General features: G+C 46.3%; 15 protein-coding genes. 1 reads left to right on the top strand and 14 read right to left on the bottom strand.

The features are described 5' to 3' along the window. Positions 1-268 precede the first annotated feature (268 nt). From QMZ64_RS03820 to QMZ64_RS03800, 5 genes are all read right to left on the bottom strand, one after another. Complete coding sequence (locus QMZ64_RS03820; RefSeq protein WP_265626127.1) at positions 269-502, bottom strand: YrhC family protein; 234 nt, start codon at positions 500-502, stop codon at positions 269-271. Between the two features lie 87 nt (positions 503-589). Beyond that, positions 590-1732: a bifunctional cystathionine gamma-lyase/homocysteine desulfhydrase gene (locus QMZ64_RS03815; RefSeq protein WP_243942893.1), complete on the bottom strand. Its 1143-nt coding sequence runs from the start codon at positions 1730-1732 to the stop codon at positions 590-592. A 1-nt stretch (position 1733) separates the two neighbouring features. Beyond that, positions 1734-2657 (bottom strand): PLP-dependent cysteine synthase family protein, encoded by a 924-nt coding sequence (locus QMZ64_RS03810; RefSeq protein WP_165427679.1) that lies wholly within the window; start codon positions 2655-2657, stop codon positions 1734-1736. A 52-nt stretch (positions 2658-2709) separates the two neighbouring features. Further along, on the bottom strand, positions 2710-3405 hold the full coding sequence (gene mtnN / locus QMZ64_RS03805) for a 5'-methylthioadenosine/S-adenosylhomocysteine nucleosidase (protein WP_265626126.1): 696 nt from the start codon (positions 3403-3405) through the stop codon (positions 2710-2712). A gap of 21 nt (positions 3406-3426) precedes the next feature. After that, positions 3427-4068 carry a class I SAM-dependent DNA methyltransferase gene (locus QMZ64_RS03800; protein ID WP_265627916.1) on the bottom strand — a complete coding sequence of 214 codons (642 nt, stop codon included), beginning with the start codon at positions 4066-4068 and terminating at the stop codon, positions 3427-3429. A 189-nt stretch (positions 4069-4257) separates the two neighbouring features. On the opposite strand from QMZ64_RS03800, the gene QMZ64_RS03795 reads away from it, so the two are divergent. Continuing rightward, positions 4258-4461: a YrzA family protein gene (locus tag QMZ64_RS03795; protein WP_043928220.1), complete on the top strand. Its 204-nt coding sequence runs from the start codon at positions 4258-4260 to the stop codon at positions 4459-4461. Positions 4462-4499: 38 nt separating this feature from the next. Here the strand turns inward: QMZ64_RS03795 and QMZ64_RS03790 are convergent, their stop codons facing one another. From QMZ64_RS03790 to QMZ64_RS03750, 9 genes are all read right to left on the bottom strand, one after another. Beyond that, positions 4500-5192 carry a YrrS family protein gene (locus QMZ64_RS03790; RefSeq protein ID WP_026579203.1) on the bottom strand — a complete coding sequence of 231 codons (693 nt, stop codon included), beginning with the start codon at positions 5190-5192 and terminating at the stop codon, positions 4500-4502. 58 nt (positions 5193-5250) lie between these two features. Continuing rightward, positions 5251-7005, bottom strand: a complete 1755-nt coding sequence (locus tag QMZ64_RS03785) for a peptidoglycan D,D-transpeptidase FtsI family protein (protein WP_265626124.1) — start codon at positions 7003-7005, stop codon at positions 5251-5253. A 54-nt stretch (positions 7006-7059) separates the two neighbouring features. Continuing rightward, positions 7060-7536: a transcription elongation factor GreA gene (gene greA / locus QMZ64_RS03780; RefSeq protein ID WP_020452389.1), complete on the bottom strand. Its 477-nt coding sequence runs from the start codon at positions 7534-7536 to the stop codon at positions 7060-7062. A gap of 238 nt (positions 7537-7774) precedes the next feature. Continuing rightward, positions 7775-8410: a uridine kinase gene (gene udk, locus QMZ64_RS03775; protein ID WP_020452390.1), complete on the bottom strand. Its 636-nt coding sequence runs from the start codon at positions 8408-8410 to the stop codon at positions 7775-7777. Positions 8411-8414: 4 nt separating this feature from the next. Continuing rightward, positions 8415-9683 carry a peptidase U32 family protein gene (locus QMZ64_RS03770; protein ID WP_020452391.1) on the bottom strand — a complete coding sequence of 423 codons (1269 nt, stop codon included), beginning with the start codon at positions 9681-9683 and terminating at the stop codon, positions 8415-8417. Positions 9684-9697: 14 nt separating this feature from the next. Further along, the gene (locus QMZ64_RS03765) at positions 9698-10627 is read right to left on the bottom strand and encodes a peptidase U32 family protein (protein ID WP_023855373.1); all 930 of its coding nucleotides are present in this window, start codon (positions 10625-10627) and stop codon (positions 9698-9700) included. Beyond that, positions 10624-11286 carry an O-methyltransferase gene (locus tag QMZ64_RS03760; RefSeq protein ID WP_145624158.1) on the bottom strand — a complete coding sequence of 221 codons (663 nt, stop codon included), beginning with the start codon at positions 11284-11286 and terminating at the stop codon, positions 10624-10626. The genes QMZ64_RS03765 and QMZ64_RS03760 overlap by 4 nt, the downstream gene beginning before the upstream one ends. Positions 11287-11432: 146 nt before the next feature. After that, entirely contained in the window at positions 11433-12545 is a 1113-nt protein-coding gene (gene mltG, locus QMZ64_RS03755) for an endolytic transglycosylase MltG (protein WP_265626120.1), read from the bottom strand. Positions 12546-12739: 194 nt separating this feature from the next. Then, positions 12740-13024 carry a DUF1292 domain-containing protein gene (locus QMZ64_RS03750; RefSeq protein WP_016885528.1) on the bottom strand — a complete coding sequence of 95 codons (285 nt, stop codon included), beginning with the start codon at positions 13022-13024 and terminating at the stop codon, positions 12740-12742.

Genomic DNA, 13024 nt, shown 5'->3' with positions numbered 1-13024 from the left:
GCCTAACTTCCTAACGGACCGGCTGTGCTGAAAAAGCATCGGTTAAGGAAGGGCACAATCTCTCCCACAGGTTTGATGAATCATGGTATTGGCATTCACAAAGTCTAATGTATGTAGTCAGTGCTGGTTTCATGTTCATCAACCTCCTTTGCTTTTTGTTTACTTTGTAAGTATATCCATCAAATTCCTGTTTGTAAACCGTTTTTTTAATAAATGGACGGATTGATCAAGCAAAAAAAGCGGAGAGCCCCTCTCTGAGTCTCTCCGCTTACGATTCTTCCATCTCGTCTAATTGTCTTTTATATTTGAGCGAGCGCTTCACACAATAGAAAGCTCCTCCCAAAAAGCCGCATGTCGCGAGCATCATTGTCACCTTTTGGCCGGTTTCCAAACCTTGGCCGGGAATGACCGATCCGATATATAAAAATGCGCTTACGCTGAGAAGCGTAAAAGCAAACTGCTTATAGTCTTCCATCAGCGATTTGACTTGTTTCTTCTGCATGTCATGATCACCTGCTTTTGATTCATAATGGATATGATTCAGGATAACATAGATTGACAGATGACCAGACATGTAAATTCAGCCATTTTAAGAAAGCGGGGCCAGCGCTTGCTGCAAGTCTTCCAACAGATCGTCAATATCTTCTACCCCGGCGGAAATGCGGATCAATCCGTCTGTAATGCCAAGCTCCAGCCTGCGTTCACGCGGGATCGAAGCGTGAGTCATCCGCGCCGGCACCGAAATCAGGCTTTCAACCGCGCCAAGGCTTTCGGCAATCGTAAACCATTTCAGACGGCCAAGGACAAGGTCCACGTTCTCTTCTTTTCCGATATCAAACGAGATCATGCCGCCGAATCCCGTGCTTTGCCGCTTGGCAAGCTCATGTCCCGGATGGGACGGCAGCCCTGGATAATAAACCTTTTTGACGACGGGATGATCGTCTAAAAAAGCCGCGATTTTCCTGGCATTTTGCTCATGGGCTTCCATTCTCAAGCCAAGGGTCTTCATACCTCTCATTAAGAGCCAGGAATCCTGAGGCCCGAGAATCCCGCCTGTAGAATTTTGAATGAAATGAATCTCTTCTGCGAGTTCCTTCGAGGCTGTCACAACCAGTCCGCCGACGACATCACTGTGTCCGCCCAAGTACTTCGTCGCGCTGTGAAGGACGATATCGGCTCCCAACGAAATTGGGTTTTGAAAGTACGGCGTGTAGAAGGTGTTGTCGACTATCAGCAACAGGCCGTGCTTTTTCGCTGTTTCAGCGGCTTTCTTGATGTCCGTGATTTTCAATAAAGGATTTGTCGGCGTCTCAACATAAATCGCCTTTGTATTCGGCTTGATCGCTTTTTCGATGTCTTCAATGCTGCTCGTGTCACTGAAGGTCGCTTCAATACCGATGCGATTCATTACCTTTGTCATCACGCGGTATGTGCCGCCGTATACATCATCTGTCAACACGATGTGATCGCCGCTTTTAAAAAGCATCATGACCGCTGTGATCGCTGCCATCCCAGAGCCGAACGCGTAGCCTGCTGCACCGCCTTCAACATCCGCGATCAAGGATTCGAGCGCCGTTCTTGTCGGATTTCCCGTCCGGGAATATTCGTATCCTGTATGCTGTCCGGCGCGCGGCTGTTTGTACGTGCTGACTTGGTAAATAGGAACCGATACCGCCCCTGTTTGTTCGTCTCCTGTAATGCCGCCGTGAATCATTTTCGTTTTTGGCTTCATCTCATATTCCTCCTTCGTAAATTTTTTTGCTTAAATAGCGGTCGCTGCTGTCGGGGAAAATTGTCACAATGTTTGTGCCGGCTTTCGCTTTTTCGGCTTCTTTCAACGCGGCAAACAACGCGGCGCCTGATGAGCTTCCGATCAGAAGCCCTTCCTTTTCAGCGGCTTCTTTTACAAGCCGGAACGCATCTTCGTCAAGCACGGTGTAAATCTCATCGAAATGGCTTTCGTCCATATATTCCGGAATGAATTCCATTCCGATTCCTTCGGTTTTATGTCCGTGCGGTTCCCCCCCGTTTAAAATCGAGCCTTCAGGTTCAACAATAACCGTTTTAATGGACGGATTTTTTTCTTTTAGAAACTTGGCGGTTCCCGCAAAAGTGCCGCCTGATCCCGCGCCGGCGACGAAGACGTCAATCCGGCCGTCAAGATCATCCCATATTTCCGGGGCGATCGTTTTATAGTAAGCCAATGGATTTACTGGGTTTTTAAACTGCAAAATGCAATAAGAATCAGGAATCTCCTTCTCAAGTTCAAGTGCCTTTTCAATCGCACCCTTCATTCCGGCACTTCTGGGGGTATGAACAATTCGAGCGCCGAGCGCTTTCATGATCGACTGTTTTTCCATGCTGAAATGCTCGGGCACGCAAAAAACGGGTCTAATCCCGTGCTTTCTGGCGGCGAGGGCCAGCCCGATTCCGGTATTGCCCGCTGTCGCCTCAATGACCGTTCCACCGGGTTTCAGCTTTCCCGAATCGACGGCTTCAGCAATCATCACTTCTCCGAGCCGGTCTTTAATGCTGCCTCCCGGATTCATCATTTCAAGCTTTGCATATATGTTAACACCGCTGGGGATGTGAAAATTCAAAATCTGCAGAAGCGGCGTTTTGCCGATCAATTGGGTGATGTCCTTGATCACATTCATGTTCCTTCCTCCTTCAAGAGGTACAAAACAGAGGGGGGCTCCCCCCCTGTTTTTAATTGATTCTTTTGATCATGAGGAGCACAAGATCTGTCGAATGCTTGGCAGCTTGCTCCAAAAATTGGTCAAATGAAATTTCTGACTCTTTTCCGGCGATGTCTGAAAGCGCCCTGATGACAACGAACGGCGTATTAAATTGATAAGAAACCTGCGCGACAGCAGCCGCTTCCATTTCAACCGCGTAAAGGTCTTCAAACTTGCCGCGGATGAATGCCACGCGGTCAGGATCGCTCATAAAGGAATCGCCTGTTGCAATCGTTCCTTTGACAACCTGAATGTGTCCCAGTTCAGACGCTTCGTCTTCCGCCGCTTTGATCAATGTACTGTCGGCCTTGTATGCGGCCGGCAGATTCGGAACCTGTCCATATTCATAATCAAATGCCGTGACATCGACATCATGATGGCGGACTTCGGTCGAGATGACGATGTCTCCGACATTAAGCGAATGATGGAAGCCGCCGGCTGATCCGGTGTTGATGACAACGTCCGGTTTAAAGCGGTCGAGCAGAATCGTCGTGCTCATGGCTGCATTGACTTTGCCGATGCCGGACTTTAAAAGTACGACTTCTTTTCCTTCATAAAATCCGCTGGTAAATTCACAGTTTGCGATGACTTCTTGGTTCGTCTGTTCGAGCTTGCTTCGCAAAATCGTGACTTCTTCTTCCATTGCTCCGATAACTGCGATTTTCATATCTTAAAACTTCCCTTCAAATTACAATTTTGCCGCTTCCATTACCCAGACAAAATCATTATGCTTTTGAAAGGCGATACTGAATTGTTCTGAGGTAAAGATCGTTTCCATCTCCGAAATCGTCGGATAATGTTCCGTTTCAAGGTCTTCCGCCAATTGCAGGAACCCTTTTTCCTTCGCTTTTTTAACAGCGGCAGAGAAGGCTTCCCGATCCTTGAAGACGGTATCAGCAAACACTATTTTACCATGCTTTCCGAGCATTTTTCCATATCGCTTCACAGCCTCCCGCTTCTCTTCGTTTGTCAGGTGGTGAAACGCATAGGAACTGACAATCGTGTCGGGAGAAAACGGCGGTTCCGGAAAGTCGAGAAAGTCTCCGTCAACGATCACTGCATTCTCCGCTAGCTTTGCCTCGGCAATTTTCCTCATTGCTTTTGAAGGTTCTACACCTGTGACTCCCTTTCCGGCTGCCAGCAATTTTGCAGTCAGATTGCCAGTGCCGACGCCGAATTCAAGAACTTTATGCCCGGAGCGGCTGACGACATCATCCAAAATGCCGTCGTAGTTGCGAAATACTTCTTTGTACTGAAGATCGCGGCCAACTACTGTATCATCATAAGAATTTGCCCAGTTCTCAAATAAAGGAATGAACTCTCTTCCCATTTTATCGTCACTCTCCATCTATTTTTACAATTCCTATAAGTATAGTATGATTTGTTCGGTTGATTAGTTCTTATCCTACCACAAGTCGTTCGTTTTGGGTACAAAAAAGGCTTGGTTATATTTCCCTTGTCACCCGGCCGCTTCTCTGCTTTAATAAAAAATGACTTGAAACGAATGGAGGATTGGTTTATGAACTTCGGGCTCGACCTGATCAAAGATAAAATTGAGTTTTTTGAGGCGCTGAGCTTAGAGGAGCTTGAAAAAAAGATCAGTCAGCAGATTGAAAACAACCAGGCGATTTTGCTGAGGGTCCATTCGGTTTCCCATCAGACAGCGGTCATTGACGGACGGATCCACTACAGCGCAGTCGTTCATTTTAAAGCCGAATCATAAAAAAAGCGCCCGGTTGTTAAAACCGGACGCTTTTTTCTTTATTTCAACTGTTCAACTTTTGTCGGCTTCCAGCCTTTTCCGTCAACCCAAGTAATGGCTACCTGGTATTTGACGCCGGTGTCCTTCGCCTGAATGGTTCCTTTCGCATCTTGCGGGCTGCCGTTGTTTCCGAGCCAGATCAACGTCATGTTATCCTGGGAAACCCCTGTCGCATATGAAATGGCTTCAAGCATTTCTTTCCAGTCTTGTGAAGAAGAATCATATGTTGCGGTATGCTGTCCGCTCTGTTGTGTGCCGACAGGCTTCCAGTCAGGATTGATGATCGTTTTTTCAACATTGGCGCTTGAACCGCCTTCTTTCACTTCGGCTCCTTTAAACGGATCATCTGATGTTGATTTGTCCTCGTCTGAAGCAGAGTCTTTATCCTTGTCCGAGTCGGAATCGCTGTCTTCTTTGTCGGCAGAATCGCTTTTTCCTTTGTCCTCATCTTTTACATCTTCGTCAGACGTTTGTTTCTTATTGTCGGAAGCAGGTGCTTCTGTCGTCTGTTCAGAATCGTTTTTCGAAGCATCTTGCTGCGCCTGCTCCTTCGGGCTGTTCATCATCAGACTGCTGGCGACGACAACGATTAATACCAATACGATGCCTATTAAAATGTTAAGCACAAGATTCGCTTTCCTGCGCTTATCACGATTTTCAAAACGAGATTCCCTTGTTTCGCTCAAGTTCATTGCACTCCTTTTTCCCTCTTGCCTCGCTTTCTATTTTATCATCACCTGAGGCATTCTTCTATGTCTGGTTCTTTTCAATTTCATATACTTTTTTAACAATATCATAAAATACGGCATTTGTCGCAGCCTTGCTATCCGGCGTATCCATATGGACGACGACGAGCGCATATTTCGGCTTGTCCGCCGGAAAATAACCTGCGAACCATTTATGATAGAGCGTTTTTTTATCATCTGTCGTCCTGCCTGTCTGCGCTGTGCCCGATTTTCCCGCTACATCGTACGGAAGATCGCTGAAGCGCCGGCCTGTCCCCTTTTCAGAGGTGACGACTTTTCTGAGCAGTTTCTGCAGCTTTTGCGCTGTATACTGATCGATTTTCTCCCCGGGGAGCTTGTGATCTTTAAAAGCCGTCATCAATGTGCCGTTTTTATATTCGATCTGGTCTGCGATCTTGACTTGTTTTTTCTCTCCGCCTCTTGCGATGGTCGCCATCATGTTGGCGATTTCCAACGGGGTCAGCTTCACATTTTTTTGGCCGATGGCGGTCTGGGCTACAGCTTTTTTAACTTTTTTGTCCTTTTCATCCCCCCAGATTGATCCGGCAGTTTCATGATAAAACTGTCTGAACTCATCTTCATGATACAGCTTCCCTTCCCAGCCGACCCGTCCGGTCAACCCAAGCTTTGCGGCGGTATCTTCGATCACGGAGCTGTTTTTTTCAACGAGCTGTCCGGCAAGATTTGTAAACGTGTAGTTGCAGCTTTCCGCAAAACTGTCTTCCAAGCTGAGCTTTCCTTTGTCTTCTCCGGCCTCACCGTACAGGTTCAAATTGCAGTTAAAGGTTTTTGACGGATGGTCCAAGCCGTTTTCGATCGCTGCCGCGGCAATCACGGTTTTAAAAACCGAGCCGGGATATACCGGTGTCAGCATATAGTTTTGCCTTGTTTTTTGCAATGCCATGTTGAGATCGGGCTTGCTCGCAATCGCCGCCACGCCGTTCGTCTCGATGTCAATCAGAACCGCTCCGCCTTTATCAAGCTGATGGTCAGCCAGTACATCTTCCATTGCCCGCTGAACCTTTTTGTCGATCGTTGTTTTGACTTGCAGCGGGTAAAACGGATTTGCATCTGCCGTATATTTGACGTCCATACCGAACAAAGGGTTTCCCAATCCGTCCACATGATACAACAGTTTTGTATCTTGTTCAGGCAGCAGGAATTCATCAAATGTCCGCTCCATGCCGAAGGTGCCGATTTTCGTGCTGATGGAGAGGCCCTCTTTATCGGGATATTTTCGTCGGAGAAGGTCCGGGTCTTGATTGGTCATACCGAGCGTATGCGAAGCCAGCCTGTTCTTTTCTGTTTCTTCTATGTATACGCCGTAAACGCCGGGATATTTCAGTTTATTGATTTTTTCGAGAGCCGTCTTTGAAATGGACGCTCCTTCATGTTTTGTAAGAATCACAGGTTTTTTCGCATGCTCAAGCTTATTCTCGAGCTCATCTTTTGTCATGTTTAAAATGTCGGCTGCTTTTTCGGCCGGCCATGACTGATGTTTTAAAAAAGGAAATAAGACGATGGCCGGTTTTTGTCTGACGGACAAATGTTCGCCGTTCCGATCTAAAAAAGATCCTCTCCCGTCTGAAATCCGAACTTCCTCCGTGCGCTGTTTGACGCTTTCCTGGATTAAGTTCACATTCCGTTTAGAAAAGGATTCGGTAAAAAACAGTTGAATTTCAGCGAGCCTGATCAGCAGAAATAACAGGGCAGCCGAAATGATAATCGAGACCCACTTCATGCGCTTTTGCCATTTCATAATAAAAACACCTCATCCACATTGTGGACGAGGTCATCGTTTGCTAAACAAATTTTATGAAATTTTCACAATCTTTACAAGCATTTCGCCGCCCGGTGTTTGAACGGTCACTTCGTCCCCGACCTGTTTGCCGAGAAGGCTTTTCGCGATTGGGGAATCGTTCGAGATTTTTCCTTCAAACGGATCGGCTTCCGCGCTGCCCACAATGGTATAAGATTCTTCTTCACCGTCAGGAAGCTCCGTAAATGTAACGGTTTTTCCGAGGCCGACGATATCTGAGTTTGCACCATCGTCTTCGATGATCTTTGCGTTGCGGATCATATTGTCAAGGGTTGTGATGCGCCCTTCTACAAAAGCTTGTTCTTCTTTTGCTGAATCGTATTCGGAGTTTTCGGAGAGGTCTCCGAAGCTTCTTGCCACTTTAATACGTTCAACAACTTCTTTGCGTTTAACCGTTTTCAAATACTCAAGTTCTTCTTCCAGTTTTTTCTTTCCCGTTTCTGTCATAGGAAATACTTTCTCTTGTGCCATGTTCCTTCACTCCTTCTAGTTGGTTCCTCATCACTTGTATGTGAGGTATAGACTTGAATATACAAGAATGAGGACAACCCTTGTCCCCTTCTTCTCTCCCATATTTGTAAAGTATCATATAAACCGGATGGAAGGCTCCGGTAAATGGTGCTTATACAGTTAAAGAAGGGCTCAGGATGAGAACCCTTCAATTTCTATACATAATATGGTCAGAGTTGTGTTTGTCTATGCTATGTTATTATAAAATCGCGTTTTGTTCAAGAATAGTTTGTATTTTTGTTACCATCAGGTCGATGGCGACGCGGTTTTGTCCGCCCTCCGGAATAATGATATCGGCATAGCGTTTCGTCGGTTCGACAAACTGATTATGCATCGGTCTGACGACTGAGATGTACTGCTCGATGACAGAATCGATCGAACGTCCTCTTTCTTTTATGTCTCTGACCATCCTTCTGATGATCCGCAGGTCGGCATCCGTATCGACATACAGCTTGATGTCCATTAAGTCGCGGAGCCTTTCATCCTCGAGGACAAGGATTCCTTCCAAAATAATAACATCTTTCGGATCGACGTGCACGACTTCCTCTGAACGCGTATGCAGCTTGTAATCGTAAATCGGCTTTTTGATCGGCTTGTAGGCAAGCAATTCGTTTAAATGCTCGATCAAATAGTCATTATCAAATGCAAGCGGATGGTCGTAGTTCGTGTTCAGCCGCTCTTCAAACGGCAGATGGCTCTGATCTTTATAATATAAATCCTGTTCCAGCATCAAGATCGAATGACCTTTAAACTGTTCATAAATGGATCTGGTGACGCTCGTTTTTCCAGATCCGGAGCCTCCCGCTATGCCGATAACTACCGGTTTTTTCCCCATGCCATTACTGCCCCTTTCTCATCATGTTGCTAGGATATATCTTGTTGTCCACTTTAAATTTGACGATCTGCAGGGGATGGCGGGCTGCATCAAGCACATTGCCTTTTTCGTCCCATATCGTGTCAATTTTGCATGTGAAATTTTCGATTTCCGGACCGAAAAATTCGACTTCATCTCCGGTTTTAAAGAAGTTCCGCTGCTGGAGCGTAACCATTTTTGTCTCTTCATCATAATCAAGGACAAGTCCGGCAAAGTCGTATGTTGTCTTTTTGCCGTGAACGCCGAACATCTGCTCTTCATATCCGGGGGTTCCTTCAAAGAAAGCAGGCGCCGTGTCTCTATTGGCGCATTTGTCCAGTTCTTTCAGCCATTCTTCTTTGATGACGAAATTTTCGGGGTCAGCGCAATAAGAATCGATCACTTTTCTATACACACTGACGACTGTCGCAATGTAGTGGATCGATTTCATCCGGCCTTCGATTTTCAGGCTGTCAATACCCATTTCAATCATTTGCGGAATCGATTCGATCAGCTTCAGATCTTTCGGGCTCATCGCAAACGGTGCATCGCCTTCTTCATATAGCGGCAGTGCATTCGCCCCGTCCGTCTGATACAAATCATAGTCCCATCGGCATGACTGGCAGCAGCCTCCGCGGTTAGAGTCTCTGGCCGTCATATGGTTGCTGAGCACGCAGCGGCCGGAATAAGCGATGCACATCGCACCATGTATGAATGTTTCGATTTCAATATCCACTTTTTCTTTCATTTCTCTGATCTCAAGTGCGCTCGTTTCGCGCGCGAGCACGACCCGCTCAAGGCCTTCTTCCTTCCAGAACTGAACGGCTTTCCAGTTTGAAAGGGACTGCTGGGTGCTCAAATGCACTTCCAGCTTCGGCGCGACCCTGCGGCATGTTTCAATGATCAGGGGATCAGCGACGATAATGCCTGACACGCCTGCTCCCTCGAGGTCGCGCAAATAGTCTTCTAGCCCGTCGATATTTTCTTCATGCGCAAAAATGTTTGTCGTCACATAAATTCTTGCGCCGTATTTTTTCGCAAATTCGACACCTTCAGCCATTTCTTCAATTGAAAAGTTATCTGCGTTTGAGCGGAGTCCATATTCACGTCCGCCGATAAATACAGCGTCTGCGCCATAGTGGACAGCGATTTTCAGTTTTTCCAAATTTCCCGCCGGAGCAAGAAGTTCTGGCTTTTTCGTAATGACGCGTTTTCCATCAACGATTTTGGAAATTTTATCTTTTACTGCAGACATGGCTATCCCTCCTTTTAGTATACTGTTTCTTTGAAAAAGAATCCGGTATCGATGCTGCGGTTTGCAGGCTGCAGCTGTTCAATCCGCTCGATCCATTCTTCTTTCTTGTCTTCGTATGCTTCTCTGTCTGCGATGCAAAGGTCGATGGCTTCGCGGTACATGGCCGTTACCTCAGTCATGTATTCGACCGATTTTAAAATCCCTTCAATTTTAAATGAATCGACGCCGGCATCGATTAAATCCTCAAGCTCATCAATGATGCAGACGTCATTCGGACTCATGATGTGCGTGCCGTTTTCGTCTTCGAAAATCGGATATTTGTTACCGCGTTCTTTATCATGAAGATACATGCCTTTTTCTTTTTTCTTTCCTTCGATATCCATGACTTTTCCCTGGTATTCAAAATAGTTGCCGATCAGGGAGCGCTTTGACTGGAACATACATGTCATGCCGTGAACCTGAATTTCGATCTCGACTTCTGCTTTCTCTTTAATCTCAACGATGCTGTCCATGTTGAGCTCTCTTGCGAGCACCGCGCGCTTCGCGCCCTTTCGACCCCAATAGTTGCAGGAATAATGGTTGGTTGCGGTCGTTTCCGTATTCCAGTGAAGTTTCATATTCGGCGCTGATTCCCGTGCAGCCATCAGTACGGCGGGATCGCCGAAGACAACTGCATCGGCGCCTGCCTCTGCCAAGAAAGAAAGGTAGTCATTCAGTTCTGGCACCCGGTCATTGTGAAAAATCGCATTCACGGCAACATATACTTTTGCGCCTTTTTGATGAGCCTGAATGATGGCTTCTTTTACTTCCTCTCTGGAAAACTCCCCGGCTAAACGCAGACCGAACCTTTGTTCACCGATGATAAACGCATCGGCGCCCGCCTCTGCCAAAGGCTTAATATCCGAAACAGCCGTCGGCGTCACAAGCAGTTCAGGCTTTTTCATATCCGTTCACCTCTTTTTTGACTGACGGCCAATCCGTCGCCCACAGGCAGGATCGCCGTGTGGTAGTCAGGATGCTCCATCAGCCAATGATTGTAATGATCTATTTTCGATACAAGCTTTTTGATGCGCTTGTTTTCGATCTGATTGTAATCTGATGCGACAAGGCCTTTGAAAAGGACATTGTCAGTAAAAATGATGCCGTCATCGGCGAGCATTTTTTCATATATACTGAAAAACTTCTGATACTGGCCTTTTGCGGCATCGATAAAAAGCGCATCATAAGGAGCCATCGATTGAACGGCGTCCGATTCGCTGAGCGCATCGCCGAAGAACACGTGAATTCTGTTTTCAAGCTGGAATGACCGGATGTTTTTCAACGCTTCCCGATACCTGTCTTCATCGCGCTCGATCGTAAAGATTTCAGCTTCGGGAAGGGCAAGTGCCATCCGAATCGCCGAATAACCGATGGCGGTACCGATTTCAAGAATTTTTTTCGGATTTTTGAGTGAAAGAAGCTGCAGGAGCACTTCGATTCCTGTCGGTTCCATAATAGGCACGCCATGCTTTTCGGCATAGGCCTCCAGTTTCATAATTTCAGCCGATCTTTGCTTCAGCAGCTTTTCAAGATAGCCGGTCAATTCTTCGTGTCCAATCTTCACGGGCAGATGGCCTCCCTTTCATAAAAAAGAGCCTTAGGTCAGATGTGCAGCACTCTCCTAAAGCAGTCGACTGTCTTTTCTCAATAAACAACCCGATATATTTTATCATAAAACCTTTGTATTTGCGAATAAAAGGAGAGTAATTTTTACTCTCCTTTTTCCTCGTCCTGCGTGTTCGTAATGTATTTTGCTTTTGCTTTATTGTGTTCTTCAAGCGTTTTTGTAAAGACGACTTCCCCATTTTTCTTTGCAAGGAAATAAACATAGTCTGTTTGCTCCGGATTTAATGCCGCTTCCCAGGAGCTCTCTCCCGCGTTAGCAATCGGCCCAGGCGGTAGACCGGCATGTTTGTACGTATTATACGGGGAATCCGCTTCAAGGTCTTTGTACATGACACGGTTTTTATGCTCCCCAAGCGCGTATAAAACGGTCGGATCCGTTTGCAATGGCATGTTTTTGCTGATGCGGTTGTAAAAGACGCTTGAGATTTTGTGCCGGTCCGCTTTTTCGGTAGCTTCTTCTTCAATTAACGAAGCCATCGTCAAGGCTTTGTGGACGGACATCTTTTTGTCTTTCATCTGCTTTTCATACTTTTCAGCCAGCTGATCTGTTTGTTTGATCATCGCTTCGATGATTGCGTCCAGCTTCGTCTCAGGGTCGTAAAACGGATATGTCGCAGGATACAGGTATCCTTCAAGCGGATGCTTGATATTCTTGTTTAGCACGTCGTCGGTGATCAGTTTCGGATACTTCTGTTTTAATAGGCTGATGAATTCGCGGTCATCCAGCTTTTTCATAATGTCCGCTGCCGAGTAGTTGGTTTGTCCGGCGATGATAGCTGCGATTTCCTGGAGCTGCCTTCCTTCAGGAACGGTAATTTTAAATGCCGGTACATGCGAAGCGCTTGTCAGCTTTTTGACCATGCCGGCCGCATCCATCGACTGGCTGAGCTGAAAGTTCCCCGCTTGAAAGCCGGAGGCATTTTTAAATTTCACATAAGCGATAAATACTTTTTCGTTTTTAATTAGGTCCTCTTTTTTCAGTTTGGCGGCGATGGACGTAACGGTCGATCCTTCCGGAATATAGACGCTGACCGTTTTTGCATTATTTTTATCGACCGGTTCGAGCGCCGATTTGACGTAGAGCGAAACAGCGCCTGCGGTTAAAATCAGCAGAACCGCGACCACAGTCAGCCAAAACTTTATTTTATGTTTAAGGAGTCTTTTTATAAACGGTTTCTTTGTCTGATCTTCAAACATTGGTGTCCTCCTCTCCTCCCATGGTATATACTACATGATTCGTTATCATTCGGCAATTTATTACAAAATGTTTTAATAAAAAAAGCCGCCTGTCGGCAGCAGGGCGCAAATGATTGCAGATGCCCATTTAAAAAATGACAAAATCCTAAAACGGTTTAAGTTTTAGGATTTTGTCAAGCGGTTCAGCCGCTGCTTTATTCTTCTTCGTCTTCATCCGCTAAAAACGTGTTCAGCGTCTCTTCGATCATATCCCACTCTTCTTCTGTTTCAATCGGCATCAGTTCGCCGTCTTCTCCGGCTTCATTCGGTACGAAGCTTGAAGCATGGATCTCGATCTCTTCCTCGTCCTGTGCTTCAACCGGATAATAAAGCACGTATGACTTGTTAAACTGATCGCTGTCAAATGTGAAGAGCACTTCACACAGCTGTTCGTTTCCTTTGTCGTCTACAATCGTAATGTTTTTTTCTCCGTGTTCCAT

This window comes from Bacillus sp. LB7 (assembly GCF_030449715.1).
Lineage (GTDB): Bacteria > Bacillota > Bacilli > Bacillales > Bacillaceae > Bacillus > Bacillus paralicheniformis.
The sequence above is the reverse complement of the archived record's forward strand: the minus strand, read 5'-3'. Positions and strand labels throughout refer to the sequence as shown.